At 65.7% G+C, this 23,187-nt stretch carries 2 protein-coding genes; both read left to right on the forward strand.

Annotation, left to right across the window (positions count from 1 at the left end; translation table 11 throughout):
- Positions 1-19 precede the first annotated feature (19 nt).
- The gene (locus LAB08_RS17930; protein ID WP_096510438.1) at positions 20-13,966 is read left to right on the forward strand and encodes a non-ribosomal peptide synthetase; all 13,947 of its coding nucleotides are present in this window, start codon (positions 20-22) and stop codon (positions 13,964-13,966) included.
- Positions 13,967-14,053: 87 nt separating this feature from the next.
- Positions 14,054-23,155 carry a non-ribosomal peptide synthetase gene (locus LAB08_RS17935; protein ID WP_096510437.1) on the forward strand — a complete coding sequence of 3,034 codons (9,102 nt, stop codon included), beginning with the start codon at positions 14,054-14,056 and terminating at the stop codon, positions 23,153-23,155.
- Positions 23,156-23,187: the final 32 nt, after the last annotated feature.

Genomic DNA, 23,187 nt, shown 5'->3' on the forward strand with positions numbered 1-23,187 from the left:
TTTCTGCAGGACGTTTGCAATGACCACCGAAAAAACCAGCAGCAATCCGATCGAAGACATCTACCCGCTGTCGCCGCTGCAGCAAGGGATGCTGTTCCACTCCCTGCTGCACGAAGACTCCGGCGTCTACCTGATGCAGGATCGCTACCGCATCGGCGGCGCCATCGATGAAGTCGCTTTCCTCGAATCCTGGCGTCAAGTCGTTGCGCTGCACCCTTCCCTGCGCGCCAGTTTCCAGTGGAAGACCCAGAAGCAACCGGTGCAGGTGATCCACCGCGAGGTCAAGGTACCGCTGGACACGATCGACCTGCGCGGGCTCGCCCCGCACGAACAGGAAGCGCGGATCCGCACCTTGCTGGCGGACGAACAGAAAACCGGTTTCAACCTGTCGAAGCCGCCGCTGATCCGCTTCCGCCTGGTGCGGTTGGGCGATGAGTCCTACGAGTTCATTCGCAGCTTCCACCACATCCTGATGGACGCCTGGTGCATCTCGCTGGTGACCGTGGACTTCCTCAAGGTCTACGAAGCGCTGTGCAACGACCGCACGCCGCAGCTCAAGGCGCCACGTCCGTTCCGTGACTACATCCAGTGGCTGCAACGCCAGGACGCGACCAAGGCCGAGCAGTTCTGGCGCAGCCGGTTGCAGGGGCTCAATGCGCCGACGCCGCTGACCGTGGACAACGGCGTGACCCGCGACCGCTACACCGACGCGGTGCTGGTGGACGATCGACTGATTCACCTGACCGAGCAGGAAACCCAAGCCCTGGCGGCGTTCTGCCGCAACCGTCGGATCACTCAGAACACCTTCTTCCAGGGCGTGTGGTCGCTGCTGCTGTCCCGTTACAGCGGGCAGCGGGACGTCATGTTCGGCGTCACCGTGGCCGGCCGCCCGGCGGAACTGACCGGTGTCGCAGAGATGATCGGCCTGTTCATCAACACCCTGCCCTTGCGCGTTTCGGTGGACCCCGAGGCACCGCTTGGCCAGTGGCTGAGCGCGCTGCAAGGGCTGAACGTCGACATGCGCGACTATGAGCACACACCGCTGACCGACATTCAGGGCTGGAGCGATTTCCCCCGGGGCGAAACCCTGTTCGACAGCATCCTGGTGTTCGAAAACGCACCGATCGACGAGCAGATTCTGGAAGGTGGTTTCCAGTTCAGTCTCGATGGCATGGACCACAGCGTCCACACCCACTACGGCCTGACCGTGGTGATCCTGCCTGAAGATCGACTGGGCATTCGCGTGTCCTACGACCGCGAACGCTTCGAAGCGGCGACCATCGAGCGCCTGCTCGGCCACCTGGCCACGCTGGTGCGCGGCATGCTCGCCGCGCCGGACGCCACGCTGGGCAGCTTCGAGCTGCTGGCCGGCGACGAGCGCCAGCAACTGCTGGGCGAATGGGCGGTCAACCCGCACGAGTTTCCACTGGAGCAAAGCTACGCGCAGCTGTTCGCTGCACAGGTCGCCCAGCGTGGCGATCAGGTGGCCGCGATCTGCGACGGTGAATCCCTGACCTACACCGAGCTGGATAAGCGCGCCACGCGCCTGGCCCACGCTTTGCGGGAAGCGGGTGCCGGCGAGGACCGGTTGGTTGCATTGGTCGCCCCTCGCGGCCTGCCTTTGCTGACCATGATGATCGCAGTGTTCAAGGCCGGCGCGGCGATGCTGCCGCTGGAAGTCAATCACCCGCCGGAGCGCCTGCGGGAAATCCTCACCCTGTCCCGCGCACCGTTGCTGGTGGGCAGTGATGCATGCAGCGGCCTGCTCGATCAGCTGCTGAGCGGCCTCGATCAAGCGCCCACCGCGCTGTTGGCCGAAGCCTGCTGGAACGCTGGCAAGGATGCGCCACTGCCGTTGCTCGGCCGCCCGGACAGCTTGGCCTACGTGCTGTTTACCTCGGGTTCGACCGGCACGCCCAAGGGCGTGATGATCGAACAACGGGGCATGCTCAATAACATCTTCGGCAAGGTGCCGGCCCTGGGGTTGAACGCCAACGACCGGATTCCGCAAACCGCATCCGTGGCCTTCGACATTTCGGTGTGGCAGTTCCTCGCCGCACCGGTGCTGGGTGCCACCGTGCAGATCCTGCCGGACGACGTGGCCCATGACCCGCAACGCCTGCTGCAAGTGCTCGCGAGCGAGCGCCTGAGCGTGCTGGAAATCGTTCCGAGCCTGATGCGCACCTTGCTCGCGCTGTGCCCGTGCGACCTGCAATTGCCCGACCTGCGCTGGGTGCTGCCCACCGGTGAAGCGCTGCCGCCGACCGTGGCCCGCGACTGGTTCGCGCGCTTCCCTGACATCGCCCTGATGAACGCCTACGGCCCCGCCGAGTGCGCCGACGACGTGGCGTTCCAGCCGATTGTCGAAGCGCCGGATGCCGACGTCAGCCACATGCCCATCGGCCAGCCAACCGCCAACAACCGCTTGTATGTACTGGATGAGTCCCTGCGACCGGTGCCGGTCGGCGTGGCCGGGGAAATCTGTGTCGGTGGTGTCGGCGTTGGCCGTGGTTACCTGCACGACCCGCAACGCACTGCAGACGCCTTCATCGATCACCCTACGCTTGAAGGACGCCTCTACCGCACCGGCGACCTCGGACGCTGGCGCGCCGATGGCGTGATCGAATACCTCGGCCGCCGCGACCAGCAGGTCAAGCTGCGCGGGCACCGCATCGAACTGACGGAGATCGAACACCGCCTGGCCCAGCACCCGAACGTGCGCGAGGCTGCCGTGTTGCTGCGGGAAACCAGCGCCGGCGAAGCCTGGCTGGTGGCTTACTGGTCAGCTCACGACGAGTCCCTGGGCAGCGACGGCCTTGGCGATCACCTGCGTACGCAATTGCCGCCGTACATGGTGCCGGCGGCGTTCGTCTGCCTGGAAAAATTGCCGCTGAACGCCAACGGCAAGGTCGACCGCAAGGCCCTGGCCGCCCGGGAATTGAACTGGCAGGCCGATACGCAGGAAAGCATCGCCCCACGCAACCCACTGGAAGCGGCCGTGGCCAAAGTCTGGGCCGAAGTGCTGGGCCGCGACAGTGTCGGCGTGGAAGACAACTTCTTCACCCTCGGCGGGCACTCGCTGCTGGCCACGCAGATCGTGGCGCGGCTGCGGGCGCACTTCAAACTCGACCTGCCGTTGCGGGTGCTGTTCGAACAACCGACCGTGGCGTTGCTGGCACTGGCGATTGCCGCCCGCCAGGCCGCGGCCGCCATGCCCCAAGCAGCGGCGAACCAGGGGCTGACAACCCGGCCACGGCCGGCGTTGCTGCCACTGTCGTTCTCGCAACAGCGCCTGTGGTTCATCGAGCAACTGACCCCGGGCACCACCCTGTTCAACATTCCCTTCGCCCTGCACTTGAACGGTGAACTGAACGTCGAAGCCCTGCACGCCAGCCTCAACGACCTGCTGGTGCGCCATGAAATCCTGCGCACCGGTATCCGCAGCACCGACGGTGTGCCCTGCCAGCACATCAGTAATGCCCTGAATATCGAATTGCCATTCGACGACCTGTCCGGCCTCGCTGCCACCGCCCGTGAAGGTGCGCAGTTCAACGCCTTGCAGGAAACTTTCGAGCAACCCTTCGACCTGACCCATCCGCCCTTGCTGCGTGCGCGCCTGCTGCGCCTGGCGCCACAGGAACACGTGCTGGGTATCGCCCTGCATCACCTGGTGTCGGACGCCTGGTCGGCGACCATTGCCTTGCGCGAACTGGCCCTGGGGTATGAAGCCCGCTGCAACGGCCAAGCGGCTGAACTGCCGGCCCTGCCAGTGCAATACGCCGACTTCGCCCTGTGGCAACGCGAGCATCTGCAAGGCGCGGAACTCAAGCGCCAGCTCGACTACTGGACCAAAACCCTGGACCGCAGCAACAGCGAAGGCAGCCCGTTGCTGGCCTTGCCGACCGATCTGCCACGGCCATCGGTGCAAACCTACCGCGCCGGCCTTGTGCAACGCGAACTGAGCGCCGATCTCAGCACCCGGGTGCAAGCCTTCGCCAGCCGCCTCGGCACCACGCCCTTCACCGTATTGTTCGCCGGTTTCGCCGTGCTTATGCACCGCTTGAGCGGCGACGCCACAGTACTCATCGGCACCCCGGTCACTCACCGTGAGCAACCGGGCACCGAAGGCTTGCTCGGCATTTTGCTGAACAACCTGGCCATCCGCGCCGACTTCGAAGCGCAGGCGGACTTCACCGCGCTGGTCGGCCAGGTCGCCACGCGTCTGCGCGAAGGCCTGCAACATCAGGACCTGCCGTTCGAGCAACTGGTGGACAGCCTGCAACTGCCGCGCAGCCTCAGCCACGCGCCGCTGTATCAGGTGATGGTCGCCCAGCAACTGGCGATGGAATCGCGCTTGCGCTTCCCGGGCCTGGAGTTCGAAGCCCTCGACACGCCGCTCAAGCAATCGGAATGCGATCTGGACCTGCACGTGCTGTGCCCGGCCAATGCGCCGATCCAGCTGGAACTGATGTTCGCCCTGGACCTGTTTATCGCCGACAGCGCGCGGCAGACCCTCGCCCGCCTCGAACACCTGCTCGAACAAATGCTCGTCGAGCCGCAGCGCCCGGTGGCCGCCCTGCCGCTGCTGATGGACGCGGAATGGCAACGCACCGTGGTCGAGTGGAACCGCACCGACATGGAGGTGCCGCAACACCTGACCTTCGCCCAGCTGTTCGAACAGCAGGCCGGGCGCACCCCGGACCGCGATGCCCTGTGCTTCGAAGGCCAAAGCCTGAGCTACGGTGAACTGAATCGCCGGGCCAACCAGGTCGCGCATTACCTGCGCAGCCGTGGCGTGGTGGCCAATCGTCCGGTGGCCCTGTGTGTCGAGCGTTCGCTGGAGCTGCTGGTCGGCCTGCTGGGCATCCTCAAGTCCGGCGGTGCCTATGTACCGCTCGACCCGACCTACCCGGTGGATCGCCTGGCCTACATGCTCGAAGACGCGCAACCGGCGCTGTTCCTCGGCCAGCAAGGCCTGCTGGAGCAGCTAGGCAGCGATTTGCCGCGCCTGCGCCTGGATACCGACGCGGCGCTGTTCGCCGATCAGCCGGACAGTAACCTCGCACCTCTCTCCGGGCCCGACGATCTGGCCTACATCATGTACACCTCCGGCTCGACCGGTAAGCCCAAGGGCACCCTGGTCACCAACGGTTCGGTGGTCAACCTGGCGTGGGCGCGTATCCATGGCCTGTATCGCCGCTACACCGACCAGCCGATGCGCACCAGTTTCAACTACTCGTTTGCCTTCGACAGTTCGGTGGCCGAGCTGATCCTGCTGCTCGACGGCCACAGCCTGTACCTGACCCCGGAAGAAGTGCGCTACGACCCTGAAGCACTGGCGCAGTTCTTCAGCGAGACGCGCCTGGACGCGTTCGAATGCACCCCGGCGCAGCTCAAGGCCTTGCTCGAAAGCGACGGCGTGCGCCGTGGCGAGGTCTACCTGCCGCGCTTCGTGCTGTTCGGTGGCGATGCGGTGGACGCGCAACTCTGGCAGCGCCTGCCGTCGATTGCCGGCAGCCGCTTCTTCAACACCTACGGCCCGACCGAATGCACCGTGGACGCCACCGGCTGTGCGGTGGATGACTTCCCGGCCCGCCCGATCATCGGCCGGCCCATCGCCAACGTGCGCACTTATGTGCTCGACGCGTGGCTGAACCCGATGCCGGTGGGCGTTCCGGGCGAGCTGCACATCGGCGGCGCCGGCGTGACCCTGGGTTACCTGAATCGTGCCGAACAGACCGCGAAGGTGTTCATCGAGGATCCGTTCTCGCCGCTGCCCGGCGCGCGGATGTACAAGTCCGGCGACCTGGTGCGCTGGCTGCCCGATGGCCAGCTCGAGTACCTGGGCCGCATGGACCATCAGGTGAAAATCCGTGGTTTCCGCGTGGAACTGGGGGAAATCGAAGCCCTGATCGGCGCCCAGCCGGGCGTGCGTCAGTCCGTGGTACTGGCCCGTGAGGACGTGCCCGGCGACAAGCGCCTGGTGGCTTACGTCACCTGCGACGGCCAGGCCGATGTCAACGCGTGGCGCAAAACCATCGGCGCCGCCCTGCCCGACTACATGGTTCCGTCGGCCTTCGTGGTGCTCGATGAGTTGCCGCTGACCGACAACGGCAAACTCAATCGCAAGGCCCTGCCGGCGCCGGACATTCAAGCGGAGCCGGACGCGCAGGACCCGCCGCGCACTTTGGCCGAACAGCAACTGGCAGCACTGTGGTCCGAGCTGCTCAACGTGCCGCTGACGCAGGTCGGTCGCGACAGTCACTTCTTCTATATGGGCGGTCACTCGCTGCTGGCGGCGCAGCTGTTTGCCCGTCTGCGTCAACAGTTCGCGACGGTCCCGGCGCTGCGTGCGGTGTTCGAACACCCGACGCTCGAAGCGCTCGCCGCGCTGCTCGGCGAGCCACTGCAAGCGCAGGCCGCGACCTGGACAACAGCGCAACGTCCTGCGCGCCTGCCGCTGTCTTTCGAACAGCAACGCCTATGGTTCCTCGAACAACTGAGCGCCGGTGGCGGTGAATACAACGTGGTCAGTGCCGTGCAGTTCGACGGTGAGCTGAATGTCTCAGCCTTGCAGTCGGCGCTGAATGCAGTGGTCGCGCGGCATGAAATCCTGCGCAGCCGCATCGTGCGCGACACCGACGGCGAACTGGCGCTGGCCATCGAACCCCAGGCCCTTATCCCGCTGCGCGTGGCAACACTGCACGCTGACAGCGCCGAAGTCTGGGAGCAATTGGGCTGTGAGGCGACCCACTCCGAAACCGGGTACCGTTTCGACCTCGCGACTCAGCTGCCGATTCGCGCCACGCTGATTCAACGCAGCGGCCACGACCAGGCGCTGTTGCTGCTGAACGTGCACCACTGCGCCACCGATGACGCGTCCAGCCAGAACCTGCTGGATGAACTGGCGCGTTTCTACAGTGCCCAGTGCCAGGGCAGCGTTGCCGAGTTGCCGAATCTGGCCCTGCAATATCCGGACTATGCGCTCTGGCAGCGTGAACCAGGCCAGCAGGCACTGTTCCGCGATCAGCTCGACTACTGGCGCACGCAACTGGAGGATGGCGACTACCTGTTGGACCTGCCGACCAAACAGGCTCGGCCGAACCAGCTCGACCCGGTCGCCGGTGCGGTGCAATTGCAACTGCCACCGGAACTGGCAGGACGCTTGCGCCAGTTCGCCCAGCAACGCGGCGCCACCCTGTACATGCTGATGCTCAGCGCCGCGCAATTGCTGCTGGGGCGTTATGCCAACCAACGCGACGTGCGCTTCGGCAGCCCGGTCGCCCAGCGCCCGCTGGCCGAGTTGCAGCCGCTGATCGGTTGCTTCGTCAACACCGTGGTGATGCGCGCCGACCTCGATCCGGCGCTAAATTTCGAAGGCCTGCTGAGCCAGGTGCGCAACCGCGTGCTCGACGCACAGCAACATCAGGACGTGCCGTTCGATCAGGTGGTCGAAACCCTGAACCCGGCCCGCAGCCTCGGCCAGACGCCGCTGTTCCAGGTGCTGTTCGTGATGCAGAACGCCGACGCCTCGGCCAGCCAGTGGCCGCAGTTGCAAGTGCGTGAGCAGGCAGTGAAGGCGCAAGCCACCAAATACGACCTGAACTGGGAAGTGCACGACGGCGAGGTGCTGTCGGTGTTGCTGGAATACCGCGCCGCGCTGTTCAGCGAAACCACCGTCAAGCGTTGGCTGGCGCAATGGCAAGCACTGCTGGAAACCATGCTCGATGCGCCGCAGACCCGTCTCGCCGACTGGTCGCCGTTGACTGAATCCGAGCGCAAGCAGCAACTGTTCCAGTGGAACGCCACCGAGCGCCACTACGCTGGCCCGAGCAACCTGCACACGGCGCTCAACCAACAAGCGGCCCTGACCCCCAACGCCCCGGCGCTGGTGTTCGAAGGCCAGCGCCTGAGTTATGCCGAGCTGGATCATCGTGCACAACAGGTCGCCCGTGCCCTGCGCGCGGCCGGCATCGGTCGCGAGTCCATCGTGCCGGTGTGCATGGAGCGTTCCGTGGACATGGTCGTCGCCCTGCTCGGCATCGTGCATGCCGGCGCGGCGTGGTTGCCGCTGGATCCGGAACTGCCGACCGCGCGGCTGGCGTTCCTCATTGAAGACGCCGATGCCCAGGTCACCCTGACCCAGCCGCAGTGGCTGTCGCGTCTACCCGCCGGTCATAGCGCCTGGACCCTCGACACCCTGCCACCTTCGCCGGCCGCTGAACCGCTGAGCGTTGAACCGAATGACCTGGCCTACGTGCTCTACACCTCCGGTTCCACCGGCCAACCCAAGGGCGTGATGAACGAACACGGCGCCCTGATGAACCGCATCCACTGGATGCAGGACGCCTTCCCGATTGGGCCGAACGACCGCGTGTTGCAGAAGACCCCGTACAGCTTCGACGTGTCGGTGTGGGAGTTCTTCTGGCCGCTGATCACCGGCGCCACGCTGGTGGTCGCCCGCCCGGACGGCCATCGCGACCCGGCGTATCTGAGCCAGTTGATCCGCCAGGAACAGATCACCACCCTGCACTTCGTGCCGTCGATGCTGCGTGCCTTTGTCGAGGAACCGACGCTGGCCGACTGCCACAGTCTGCGTCAGGTGTTCGCCAGCGGCGAGGCGCTGCCGGCGGACCTGGTGCGGCGTTTCATGGGCCAGCACCCGGCGGCGCTGGTCAACCTCTATGGCCCGACCGAAGCGGCGATTGACGTCTCGGTCTGGCGCTGCTCAGTGGACGACCTGATCGTGCCTATCGGCAAACCCATCGCCAACCTGCGCCTGTACATCCTCGACGAAACCATGCAACCGCTGCCGATCGGCAGCATCGGCGAGCTGTACATCGGCGGTGTCGGCGTGGCGCGCGGTTACCTGAAGCGGACGGACCTGACCGAGGAACGTTTCCTCGCCAGCCCGTTCATCGACGGTGATCGCCTGTACCGCACCGGCGACCGTTGCCGCTTCCTCGCCGATGGCAACATCGAATACCTCGGCCGTCTGGACCATCAGGTGAAGCTGCGCGGACAGCGGATCGAACTGGGGGAAATCGACGCCAAATTGCTGGCACAGACAGGCGTGCGCGATGCCGCCACGCTGTTGCTGGATCAGCGTCTGGTGAGTTTCTGGTGGGGTGAGGCGGATCAAGTCGCGCTGCAAAAAGCTTTGGTCGACAACCTGCCGTCGCACATGGTCCCGAGCCTGTTGGTACGACTGGACAGCCTGCCGCTCAACAGCAACGGCAAGCTCGACCGCAAGGCCCTGGCCGCCACGGCACTGCCGCAAATCAACCGTGATCAACCGCATACGGCGCCGCGCAACGCCATTGAAACCGTGCTCTGCGAGCTGTTCAGCGAATTGCTGGAATGCCCGTCGGTGGGCATCGAGGATCACTTCTTCCAGCTGGGCGGCCATTCCTTGTTGGCTACCCGTCTGGTCGCCCGCGTCCGTGAACGCCTCGGTGCGACGCTGCCGCTGGCGCTGGTATTCGCCCAACCGACGGTGGTGGCCCTGGCCGACCATCTGTACGCCTCGACACCCGGCGAACTGATCACGGCCCAACCGCGTCCGGCACAGTTGCCGCTGGGCCTGGCACAGCGACGGTTCTGGATGCTCAGCCGCCTGGTGCCGGATTCCCGCGAATACCACATGCCCTTCGCCCTGACCTTGCGTGGCGAGATTCAGGTTCATGCCTTGCGTGAGGCGTTCGAGCAAGTCAGCGAGCGCCACCTGGTGCTGCGCAGCCGCATTGTTGAACTCAACGGCGAACCGCAGTTGCTGATCGACGATCAGGGGCCGGCGCTGGCGGTGACTTCCGTCATCCAACAGGACTGGATCTCGGCCTGCTCTGATGCCGAAAACGCCTTGATGGCGCCTTTCGATCTGGCCGCCGCCGCGCCTTGGCGCGCACACCTGCTGCAACGCCGGGACAGCGACGAAAACCGCCTGCTGGTGTGCCTGCACCATAGCGCTACCGACGGCTGGGCCATGCAGTTGCTGATCGACGAACTGGCCCACGCCTACACCGCCGCCCTGAAAGGGCAAGCGCCCGGCTGGACCGTGCTGGACATCGACTATGTCGATTTCGCCCTGTGGCAACAGCACCCGGACACCCAGGCCCGGCGCAATGAAAGCCTCGACTACTGGAAAAACCAACTGGGCCAGGATGACTACCAGCTCGATCTGCCGCTGGACCACCCTCGTGGCGCCGAAGCGGACCGTCGTGCCGGGCAACTGACCGTCAGTCTTGGTACCCAGCGTGCCGAAGCGATCCGCCAGTTCGCCCGCCAACGCGGCACCACGGCCTACGTGATACTGGCCACTGCCCTGAGCGCCTTGCTCGCCCGCTACAGCGGCCAGCGTGACATTCGCCTCGGCACCCCGGCCGACCAGCGCGACCAGCCGCAAACCCAGGCGCTGCTGGCGTGTCTGGTGAACACGCTGGTGATCCGCAGCGACGTCGATCAACAAGCCCCGGCCGAGCAACTGCTCGCCAACCTTGAAGCCAATCTGCGTGCGGCCCAGGCCCACGCCGATCTGCCCTTCGCAACATTGGTCGGCGCCGTGGCCCAGCGCCGCGACCTGAACCGCACGCCGCTGTTTCAGGTGCTGTTCTCCCTTAACCACGGACGCATGGACAGCCGCCAGTGGCCGGGCCTGGACATCGAAGAGCAGATGCTGCCGGTGATCGACGCCAAGTTCGAACAGAGCTGGGAAGTCCAGGACGACGGCAGCGACATGACCCTCGCCCTTGAATACCAGGCGGCGTTGTTTGACGAGGCCACGATGCAGCGTTGGAGCACACAATGGTGTGCCTTGCTGGACGCGCTGGTGGCTGCACCGCAGCGGTCGCTGGTCGAGCTGTTCCCGCAACAACAGGACCAGCAGCAACTGGATCGCTGGAACGCCACCGAGCGCCTTTATTCCGGCCCGAGCAACCTGCACACGGCGCTCAACCAACAAGCGGCCCTGACCCCCAACGCCCCGGCGCTGGTGTTCGAAGGCCAGCGCCTGAGTTATGCCGAGCTGGATCAACGTGCACAACAGGTCGCCCGTGCCCTGCGCGCGGCCGGCATCGGTCGCGAGTCCATCGTCCCGGTGTGCATGGAGCGTTCCGTGGACATGGTCGTCGCCCTGCTCGGCATCGTGCATGCCGGTGCGGCGTGGTTGCCGCTGGATCCGGAACTGCCGACCGCGCGTCTGGCGTTCCTCATTGAAGACGCCGATGCCCAGGTCACCCTGACCCAGCCACAGTGGCTGTCGCGTCTACCCGCCGGACGCCATACCGCACATCAGGCCTGGACCCTCGACACCCTGCCACCGGCGCCGGCCGCTGAACCGCTGAGCGTTGAACCGAATGACCTGGCCTACGTGCTCTACACCTCCGGTTCCACCGGCCAACCCAAGGGCGTGATGAACGAACACGGCGCCCTGATGAACCGCATCCACTGGATGCAGGACGCCTTCCCGATTGGGCCGAACGACCGCGTGTTGCAGAAGACCCCGTACAGCTTCGACGTGTCGGTGTGGGAGTTCTTCTGGCCGCTGATCACCGGCGCCACGCTGGTGGTCGCCCGCCCGGACGGCCATCGCGACCCGGCCTACCTCAGCCAGTTGATCCGCCAGGAACAGGTCACCACCCTGCACTTCGTGCCGTCGATGCTGCGTGCCTTTGTCGAGGAACCGACGCTGGCCGACTGCCACAGCCTGCGTCAGGTGTTCGCCAGCGGCGAGGCGCTGCCGGCGGACCTGGTGCGACGCTTCATGGGCCAGCACCCGGCGGCGCTGGTCAACCTGTACGGCCCGACCGAAGCGGCGATTGACGTCTCGGTCTGGCGCTGCTCGGTGGATGACCTGATCGTGCCGATTGGCCAACCGATCGCCAACCTGCGCCTGTACATCCTCGACGCGGCCATGCAGCCGCTGCCCATCGGCAGCATCGGCGAGCTGTACATCGGCGGCGTCGGCGTGGCGCGCGGTTACCTGAAGCGCGCGGACCTGACCGGGGAACGTTTCCTCGCCAGCCCGTTCATTGAAGGTGATCGCCTGTACCGCACCGGCGACCGCTGCCGCTTCCTCGCCGATGGCAACATCGAATACCTCGGCCGTCTCGACCATCAGGTGAAGCTGCGTGGGCAGCGGATCGAGCTGGGCGAGATCGATGCAGCCCTGCTCAATCAACCTGCCATTACCGGCGCCTGCACCCTGGTGATCGACAACCGGCTGGTGGCGTTCTACAGCGCCAGTGCGCCGCAACCGGAGCTGGGCGCACTGCTCACCGCCGAACTGCCGGCGTACATGATCCCGGCGGTATGGATCGAAGTACCGGCCCTGCCACTGACCACCAATGGCAAGATCGACCGCAAGGCCCTGGCGGCCCTGCCATTGCCGCAGACGCAGGAAGACCGCGTCGCCCCGTGCAATGAACTGGAAGCGCTGCTCTGCCAGCTGTTCGGCGAACTGCTCGGTGAAGCCTTGACCGGTGGCCGCGAAGTCGGCACCTCGGACAGTTTCTTTGCCCTGGGCGGCGATTCGATTCTCGGCCTGAAGCTGATTTCGCGCCTGCGGGAACAGGGTTACTCGCTCACCCCGAAAGACCTGTTCCGCTCGCCGACCCCGGCGGCACTGGCACAGGTGGTCAACCCATTGCTGACGCAGGCCGAACAAGGCGATGTGACCGGCGCCATGCCGCTGATGCCGCTGCATCAATGGTTCTTCGACCAACAGCAACCGCAGGCCGCGTACTGGAACCAGTCGGTGCTGGCCGACAGCGACCGTCGCCTGAACCCGGCACGGGTGCAGGCGACGCTGGATCGACTGGTGGCTCACCACGACGCCTTGCGCCTGCGCTTCAACGAGGCTGAAGGCCAATGGCAGGCGCATATCGCGCCAGTTTCGCCAGCGAAACTGACGTGCTGCGACCACCCAGAGCAATTGCAGCAAGTCGCACAAAGCCTCGACCTTGAACACGGCCCGCTGTTCGCCGCCGCCCTGCTCGAAGGCGAACCGCAACGCCTGTATCTGGTCGCGCATCACCTGGTGATCGATGCGGTGTCCTGGACGCCGCTGCTGGAAGATTTCCAGCAGTTGTATCAAGGCCTGGAACGTGGCGAGAGCCCAAGTCTGCCGGTGAAAACCACGTCCTACCGTCAATGGGCCGAGCACCTGCACGCCCACGCCGCCAAGGTCAGCGCCGAGCAGCGCTACTGGAACACCCAGACCTCGGTCAACGTTGCGCCAGTAGCCACGGTCGCCGAGCGCCAGACGCTGTCCACCCGTTGGGACGCCACTCGCACCCACCAATGGCTGACCGAGTCCCACGCCGCCTACCGCACGCAACCGGAAGAGCTGCTGATCGCCGCACTCGCCGCAACGCTGGCACAAGCCGAAAACCGTGCCGACATCGTCGTCGATCTGGAACGTCATGGTCGCGATGCGCCGTTCGAAGGCCTGGACGTCAGCCGCACCGTCGGCTGGTTCACCACCCTGTATCCACTGCGGGTCAATTCCAGCGGTGCCCCCGGTGACCGGGTGCGCAATGCCAAGGAAGCCCTGCGCGCAGTGCCAGGCTTGGGCCTCGGTCACGGGCTGCTGCGTCAACGGGGCGAGCTGCCGGCGAGCCGTGGTGACGTGCTGTTCAACTACCTCGGGCATGAACAGGCACCCGCAGGTTGGTTGCGCGCCAGCAGCCTTAAGGCACCGGCGGAAACCGCCCAAGCCAACCGGGTCAGCCATGGCCGTGAAGTGGTGGCCTGGCTGGAAGACGGCGCGTTGCACATCGAGTGGCACAGCGTCACCCCGACCGCCGACAGCCGCCTGCCCGCTCGCCTGCTCGAACACCTGCAAGCGCTGGTCGAGCATTGCCTCGACCCGCAGGCCGGAACGCTGATGCCATCGGACTTCCCGCTGGCCAAAGGCATGAACCAGGCCACCCTCGACACCCTGCTCAAGCGACTGGGGCCGAAGAAGTGAGCCCCGTTATCGCCCTGTACCTGACTTCGGAGTGCGCCGTTCGCGGCGCACGTGCCCCTTCGTATTTCTGGATTGAACACTGCTGCCATGCATGACCAAATCGAAAACATCTATTCGCTGACGCCCCTGCAAAAAGGCCTGCTGTACCACGAGGCCTACGCCCCCGAGTCGCGGGTGTACTACCAGCAGATGAACATCGGCCTGGCCGGTGAGTTGGATATCGACGCCTTCCGTCAGGCCTGGACGACCCTGATCCAACGCCACGGGGTGTTGCGCACGGCGTTCCTCTGGGAGGAGCTGGACGACGCCTATCAGGTCATCCTCAAGGAAGTCGATCTGCCGCTGCGGGAAGTCGATTTGCGCGGCAACCCGCAAGGGCTGGCTGCACTGGCGGCCGAGGATCACGGGCAAGCATTCGAACTGGGCGCCGCGCCGTTGATGCGCCTGACCCTGGCCCGCCTGGACGATCAAAACGGGCAAGCGCACTGGTCGCTGCTGTGGACGCACCATCACCTGTTGCTCGACGGCTGGAGTGTCGGCTCGCTGCTGGCGGAGTGGCGCGACCTGTATCGCGCGGCACGCCGTGGCCAACAACCGCTGCTGGAGACCGTGCGCCCATTCCAGGACTACGTGGCCTACCTCGGCGAACGCCCTTCGGCAGACGAGTTCTGGCGCAGCCGCCTGGCGGACTTCGCCAACACCACTCGCGTGCCTGAGTTCGATCCGCGCGGCCTGCTGGCCGACCCGGACGAAGCGCACCTGCCCTGCACCGAGCATCAGCGGACGCTGGATGCCGCGACCACTGCGCGCCTGAGCGGCTTCGCCCGAGACAACAACCTGACCGTCAACACCCTGCTGCAAGCGGCTTACGCTTATTTACTGGGTCGCCACAACGGCACTGACGAAGCCTTGATCGGCGTCACCGTGGCCGGGCGTCCGCAGCGTTTGAGCGGTGTCGAGCGCATGGTCGGGCTGTTCATCAACACCTTGCCGCTGCGCGTGCGCTGGGACGATGCGCCGACCGTCGGCCAATGGCTGGCGGGCATTCAGGACTGGAACGCCGAGATGCGCGAGCATGAACACACGCCGTTGGCGAGCCTGCGCGCATTGACTGCGTTGCCGCCCGGCGGCGAGTTGTTCGAAGCGATCATGGTCTTTGAAAACTTCCCGTTCCCCCGTGAACTGGATCAGATCGACGACAACCTGTTCGGCCTGCCGGACGCTGAACACGCCACGCCGTTGCGCCACACCGGGGGACGCAACAACTATCCGATGTCGTTGATCGCTTCGATGGAAGGCGACTGCTTGCAGTTGCACCTGGTGCATCAGCGCAAGCGCCTGTCCGACGCGGCCGGTGCGCGCCTGTTGCAACAACTGGTCACGCTAATCGACGAACTGAGCCACGATGCCGCCCGGCCACTGGCTGACGTGCCGCTGTGCCCGGCACAGGAACTGAGCCTGACGCGTAACTGGGGCAACGGTGCACCTCTTGAACTGCCTGACGCCCCGCTGCACGAACTGATCGCCGCCCAGGCTCGCCGCCATCCCGAGCGTGAAGCGCTGCGCGATGCCAACGCCGCGTTGAGTTATGGCGAACTGCTGGAAGCCTCCACCGGACTGGCCGGCGCCTTGCGCCAGCGTGGTCTGCAACCGGGCGATCGAGTGGCCCTGGCCCTGCCCCGGGGCAACGACGCGGTCGTTTCACTCCTCGCGGTGATGCAGGCCGGTGGCTGCTTCCTGCCGCTAGATCTGGGTCAGCCGGCCTCGCGCCTGGGTGCGCTGATGGCCAGTGCCGACGTGGATTTCATCATCGGTGCGCCGACTTTCGATACTGCCTCTGCGCAAGTGATCGACGCCTCGGCCCGTGCCAGCGGCATCGAACTGCCGGCAGTGGATCAACAGGCCTGCGCCTACGTGATCTACACCTCCGGCTCCACCGGCACGCCAAAAGGCGTGCGCCTGTCCCACCGCGCCATCGTCGCCTATGTCAGTGGCATTCTGGCCGAACTGGGTTGTGCCGAGGCGCAACAACCGTGGCGCCATGCGCTGCTTTCGACCCTGGCCGCCGACCTGGGTTACACCCAGTTGTTCGGTGCACTGGTCAGCGGCGGCAGCCTGCTGCTGGTGGACGACGACACCCGTGCCGACCCGAACGCTTTGGCGCAGCTGTTCAGCGAATACACCCCGGATCTGGTCAAGCTCACGCCCAACCACCTGCACGGACTGCTGGCGGCCCACCCAGACGCCCATCTGCTGCCCCGTCATGCCCTGCTGCTCGGCGGCGAGGCGCTGCAAGGCAGCTTGCTGGACACCGTCCGCTCGCTGCGTCCGGACCTCGCGGTCTACAACCACTACGGCCCGACCGAAAGCGCCGTGGGCATTTGCCTGTCGCGCATCGACCAGCCACTGGCCGGCGTCCAGCCGCTGGGCCATCCACAACCGAACCGCCAATTGCGGGTCATCGACAGCCTGGGTCAATCCTTGCCGGTCGGCGTACCGGGTGAGCTGTGGGTCGGCGGTGAAGGCCTGGCCATCGACTACCTGGGCGATCCCGCGCAAACCACCGCCCGTTTCGCCGCCGTCGCCGACCTGCCCCGCGCCTACCGCACCGGCGACCGTGTGCGCTGGCTGGAATCCGGCGAGTTGGCGTTCCTCGGACGCGTCGACAATCAGATCAAGCTGCGCGGCTACCGCATCGAACTGGGCGAAGTGGAGGCGCAGATCAAACGCCTGTCGAGCAACATCGAGCAAGTGTTGGTGCGCGTGGTGCAACCGGCCAACGAAACGCCGCGGCTGATCGCCTGGCTGGTGGCCAGCACCTCCCTGTCTACCGACAAGCTGCGCTCCGACCTGGCCCTGCGCGTACCGGACTACATGGTGCCGGCGGACTTCATCGCCCTCGACGCGATCCCGCTCAATGCCAATGGCAAGCCGGACATCGCCCGCTTGCCGCTACCCGACGCCCCGGTCAGCCAGGACAGTTACGTGGCGCCGCGTGATGCGGTGGAAATCGCCTTTGCCGAAATCTGGCAGGACGTGCTGCAAGTCGAGCGCGTCGGCATCCACGACAACTTCTTTGCCCTGGGCGGCGACTCGATTCTCAACCTGCAAATCATCGCCCGTGCCCACCAGCGCGGCATGAAGCTGACACCCAAGCAGCTGTTCGAAAACCGCACCATCGCTGAAATCTCCGCGGTACTCAGCCAAGGGACGAACTACAGCCGCGACACCGCTTCTGTCGCACGCCATGTGCCGCTGACAGCCGGCCAGCATGCACGCCTCGAAGCAGGTCCCTTGAATGCTGACTGGCGCTGCGTGGCGCTGCATGCGCCGATCAGCGTCGAGGTGTTGAACCGCGCGGTGCTGGCTTTGCAGAAGCAACACCGGACGCTGCAACTCGGTTTGGCCGAACAGGCTGACGGCACCTGGAAACAAACGCTGCCGACTACCCCGAAGCCCGTCACTGCCAGCCGTCAACCGCTGGACATCGACGACACGAAGGCACTGACCGAGCTGGCCGAAACCACCCTGGCCGCGCTGGACCATGCTGCCGGCGAAGGCTGGCACGCCTGCCTGTCGGAACAGGGCGATGCCGTGCTGCTGGTGACCCATGCCCTGCGCCTGGACCCGGCTTCCTGGGCGTTGCTGATGACCGATCTGGCGCTGGCCGTGGCACAAGCTCAGTACGACCGCGCAATCGAGTTGCCCCATCACGGTGGCCACCTGGATGAATGGGCCGAACATCAACAGTCCCGTGCCGACGACGAGGACGGTCTGGAGTCGGCCTGGGAATACTGGCTGCAATACGCCGGTGAAAGCCTCTCGCCTGCCCCGCAAATGGACGCTCCGGTATCGACCTGCTGTGTGCGAATTGCCGAATCCCTCAACACTCGCCTGAACCTGCTGCAACGCCGCAGCCATGCCCCGTGGTCGTCGCTGGTGGCTACCGCCGTGGCGGTGGAACTGGCGGAACACGGCGCCGTGCAAGACGTCTGGCTGACCCTGGATCGCGGCCGTTGCGAGCGTGCGCGCTTGCCGCTCACCAGCGCCCTGAGCCGCACCGACTTCGACCCGGCCACGGTGATTGGCGCCCTCAGCCACCCGGTTCCGTTGCGCCTGAGCGTCGCACCGACCGCCAACGCTGCCCAAGCGCTCGCACAGATCGACGCGCAACTGGCCGCCGCGCCACACGCCGGTGATGATTACGGTGTACTGCGTTACCTGGCCGACAACGACTACCTGCGCGAACCGCTGCTGAGCCTGCCGAAACCGGCAGTCCATATCGTCATGGCCGGCGAATGGCAAACCCATGAAGGACCGCTGGGCGAGGTTATCGCCGCCAGCGCACCTGCCGATGCCAGCGGCCTGACCCTGTCCGTCAGCCTGCAACAGGGCCAATTGCACATCGATTGCCGTGGCCCGGGCGCCGAACATTGGGCCGAGGCGCTGGAACAGCGTCTGCACCAACTGGCCGCCGACGCCGAACAGGCCAGCCCCGGTGCCCATGCGTTCCCGCTGTGCCGAGCCGCCGGGCATGACCTGTCCGTGCTGGGCGCGAATTTCGACTGGGCCGGCATCGACGACCTGCTGCCCCTGTCGCCGATGCAGGAAGGCATGCTGTTGCACACCCTGTTGCGCCCCAACAGCGGCATCTACCTGATGCAGCAACGCTATCGCTGGGACGGCGAACTGGACCGCTGTGCCATCGAATACGCCTGGGCACAACAGCTGGCCCGGCACCCGATGTTGCGCACCGGTTTCTGGTGGCAGGACGGCAAGGCGGCGCTGCAATGCGTCTACCGAGACACCGACCCGGCCTTCGCCTGGTACGACTGGCGCGGGCTCGACGAAACCAGCCGCCAGCGCCAGATGAATGCGGTGCTGGACGCCGAATGCCGCCAGGGCTTCGACATGCGCCGCCCGCCGCTGACCTTCCTGCGGGTGTTCCAGGTCGCCGATCAGGAATTCCTGATCGTGCGCAGCTTCCATCACATCCTCACCGACGCCTGGTGCTTCGGCCTGTTGATGGCCGACCTGTTCGCCCACTATCAGGCGCGAGTCCTCGGCCAACCGGCGGCGCGTCCTTTGCTGCCGTCGTTCAGCAATTACATCCACTGGCTGCAATGCCAGGACAGCCGCGTCACCGAGCAATTCTGGACCCGCGAACTGGCCGGTTTCAGCGCGCCGACGCCATTGGTGGTGGATCGCCCGGCCGTGGCCGAGCAAGCAGTCGAAGCGGTGGCCAACCTCGACGTCACCTTGTCGATTGCCGATACCCGCGCCCTGACCGCGCTGTGCCAACAGCACCAGCTCACGCCCAACACCTGGATTCAGGGCGCCTGGGCCTTGCTGCTGTCCCGTTACAGCGGCAGCGACGACGTGCTGTTCGGCGTCACGGTGTCGGGTCGTCCAACCGAATTGCCGGGTGTGGAAGACATCGTCGGGCTGTTCATCAACAGCCTGCCGCTGCGGGTCAAGGTGGATGATTCGCTAGCCGTGGTGCCGTGGCTGCAAGCACTGTTCGCCCACAACTTCGAGCTGCGCGCCTATGAACATGCGCCGCTGGTGGACATCCAGCGCTGGAGTGAAGTCGAGCACGGCCGTTCGCTGTTCGACAGCCTGGTGGTGTTTGAAAACGCGCCGTTCGATGCCGGCCTGTCGGACCGTCAGGTGGACTTCAACGTCGATATCTATGAAGACCGCGTGCACACCAACTACCCGATGACCGTGGTGCTGTACCCCGGCGATCGCCTGGGCATTCGCCTGACCTACGATGCCGCGCGGTTCGACGCCGACACCGTGCAGCGCATGCTCGGCCACCTGCGTCAGTTGCTCACGCAAATGGTCGCCCAGCCGCAAGCACCGCTGGCCTCGCTGTCGTTGCTGACGCCAGAGGAACGCCAAACCCTGCTGGTGGACTGGAACCGCAGCGAGCTGGACTTCCCGCTGGACCAGACCTACGCACAGCTGTTCGCCGGCCAAGTGGCGGCACATCCGCAGCGCATCGCAGCTGTGTGTGGTGCCGACAGCCTGACCTACGCCGAACTGGACCAGCGCTCCAACCGCCTGGCCCGTGCGCTGGTCGAGACCGGTGCCGGTCGCGACACTCTTGTAGCCTTGGCCGGCGAGCGTGGCCTGCCGTTGCTGAGCATGATGATTGCCGTGCTCAAGGCCGGCGCGGCCTACCTGCCGCTGGACATCAAGCATCCACCACAGCGACTGGGCGAGATTCTCGAACTGTCCGGCGCGCAGATCCTCATGACCAGCGCCAGTGCCGACCCGGTGATCGATCCGGCGCTGGCCGCCAGCACCGCCAAACCGCTGCGCCTGCGCACCGAAAGCCTGTGGCTGGCGGGTGACGCAACGCCATTGAACATCGCGGGCAGCCCGAATGACCTGGCCTACGTGATCTTCACCTCGGGCTCCACCGGCACACCGAAAGGCGCGATGGTCGAGCAACGGGGCATGCTCAACAACATCTTCGGCAAGGTGCCGACCCTGGGCCTGTCGGGCGCGGACCGGATTGCCCAGACCGCCTCCCCGGCGTTCGACATTTCGGTGTGGCAGTTCCTCGCCGCGCCGATCCTCGGTGCCACGGTGCACATCCTGCCGGACGTGATTGCTCATGATCCCGAGCGCCTATTGCAGGCGTTGGAAGCGCAACAACTGTCGGTGCTCGAAGCGGTGCCGACGATGATCCGCGCCCTGCTCGACCTGGCCGCTGCCGATACACAGCTGGCGGCCCTGCGCTGGCTGCTGCCGACCGGTGAGGCCCTGCCGCCGGCCCTGGCCCAGGCGTGGCTGAGCCGTTTTGCCCACGTGCCGCTGATGAACGCCTACGGTCCGGCGGAATGCTCGGACGACGTGGCCTTCCACCCGCTGACCGAGGTCCCGAGCGAAGCTGGCAACGCCATCCCGATTGGCCGGCCGACCGCCAACAACCACCTGTACCTGGTGGACGCAGCACTGCGTCCGGTGCCGGTAGGCGTTCCGGGCGAAATCTGCGTCGGTGGTGTCGGCGTCGGTCGCGGTTACCTCAACGACCCGGAAAAAACCCGGGCGGCTTTTGTCGCGCACCCATTCGAGCCCGGTGCCCGCTTCTACCGCACCGGCGACCTGGGACGCTGGCGTGCGGACGGGGTGCTCGAGTTCCTCGGGCGTCGCGATCAGCAGGTGAAAATCCGCGGTCACCGTATCGAACTGGGGGAAATCGAAGATCACCTCGGTCGTCATCCGGCCGTGCAAGCAGTGGTCGTCATTGTCAACGCCGATCAGCGTGGCGAACTGCAACTGGTCGCTTACTGGGTCGGTGACGACACCCCGGTGGCGGTGCTGCGCGACTGGCTGGGCCAACGCCTGCCGTCGTACATGGTGCCCGCTCATTGGCAACCGCTGGAGGCCTTGCCGCAGAACGCCAATGGCAAGGTCGACCGCAAGTTGCTGACCGCGCGCCCCCTGGACCACCAGGAGCTGAACGTGCAACGGCCGCTGAGCAGTGAAACCGAACAGCAACTGGGGGCAATCTGGACACAGATACTGAACGTGACGTCTATCGGCGCCGACGACAACTTCTTCGCCCTCGGCGGACACTCGCTGCTGGCCACGCTGGTGGTCTCGCGGATTCGCAGCCAGCTCGCGGTGGACCTGCCGCTGCGTGCTGTGTTCGATCACCCGGTGCTGGAAAACCTCGCCCGTGCCATCGACCACGCGCGCCTGCAAGCGGCGCCTGTCGCCCTGCCAGCGATCACCCAGGCTTCGCGTTCGCAACCGCTGCCGTTGTCGTTCGCTCAACAACGGCTGTGGTTCCTTGAACAGCTGAATCCCGGCTCCAGCGGATTCAACATCCCGTTCGCCCTGACCCTGACCGGGGCGCTGAATGTCGAAGCCCTGCGCCTGGCGTTCGAGCAACTGGTCGCTCGTCATGAGGTGCTGCGCAGTACCGTGCACAGCGATCACGGCGAACCTTGGCAGCGTATCGAAGCGGCGCAGGCGTTTGCCTTGCCGGTCAGCGATCTGCGGCAGGTGTCGGAACAGGAACCGGCCATCGAGGCGCAATTGGCTGAGGTCTTCGCCCAGCCGTTCGACCTGACCCGGGCGCCGTTGATTCGTGCGCGCCTTGTGCAACTGGACGGGCAAACCCATGTGCTGGCCATCGCCCTGCACCACATTGCCGTGGATGCCTGGTCCATCGCGCAACTGGTGGAGCAATTGGCCACCGACTACGCGGCATTCGGCACCGGGGCTGCCGGCATCGAGGTCCCGGCCCTGCAATACGCCGACTTCGCCGTTTGGCAACGCACGCACCTGCCCGGTCCGGTCTGGCAACAACAGCTGGGTTACTGGCGCCAGCAGTTGCAGGCCAGTCCTGCGCCGTTGTTGCTGCCGGGTGCCCAGACCCACGCACAGGCTCATGGTTGCGCCCGTCATCGCAGCCGCCTGCCGGCGTCGCTGGCGCAGGCTATCACCCAACTGGCCACGGCCAGCGAGGCGTCGCCGTTCATGGTGCTGCACAGCGCGCTGAACGTGTTGCTGCATCAACAGACCGGACGCGAGGACTTGCTGGTCGGCACTGACATCGCCAACCGTCATCATCAACAGACCGAAGACATGGTCGGCTTCTTCGTCAACCAGTTGGTGTTGCGCTGCCGCGTGACGCCGGAGCGGTCCTTCAATGAATTGCTCGGCGATGCACGACGCGTGGCGCTGGACGCTTTCGCCCACCAGGACTTGCCGTTCGACGCCCTGGTGGCCGACTTGCTGCCACAGCGGGACGCCCGCTACACGCCGTTCTTCCAGGTCAAACTGGTGGTGCAGAACACCCGCCAGCAAGACTTGCAGCTGCCGGGGCTGGCGATCAGCGAACGCGAACTTGCACCGCAAGCGGCAGATGTGGACCTGCTGATCAACGTGGTGGACGACGGCGACGGGCTGCTGGTGGTCTACGACTACGACACCAGCCGTTACGCCGCTGCCTACATCGAACTGCTCGACAGCCTGTTCGTGCGCCTGCTCGAACAATTGGCGCAGAACGCCGATCTCAGCGTCGCGCAATTGCTGGAGCCACTCAATCAACTGCAACAGGCCCGCCGCGACCTGGCCCAGGCAGCATTGCGCGAGGCCGGCAGCGCCCGCCAAAGCACCCTGGGCCAGGCCCGTCGCCGCAGCGTCGTGAAGGAGGCCGAACAATGATGGCTTTCGATCCCGCGACCCTCACGTCCCAC

The organism is Pseudomonas izuensis (assembly GCF_002356535.2).
Classification (GTDB): domain Bacteria; phylum Pseudomonadota; class Gammaproteobacteria; order Pseudomonadales; family Pseudomonadaceae; genus Aquipseudomonas; species Aquipseudomonas izuensis.

Bases quoted from the DNA above. Each gene is read 5' to 3' on its own strand.
- LAB08_RS17930 (WP_096510438.1), top strand. From the start codon at position 20: ATGACCACCGAAAAAACCAGCAGCAATCCGATCGAAGACATCTACCCG.
- LAB08_RS17935 (WP_096510437.1), top strand. From the start codon at position 14,054: ATGCATGACCAAATCGAAAACATCTATTCGCTGACGCCCCTGCAAAAA.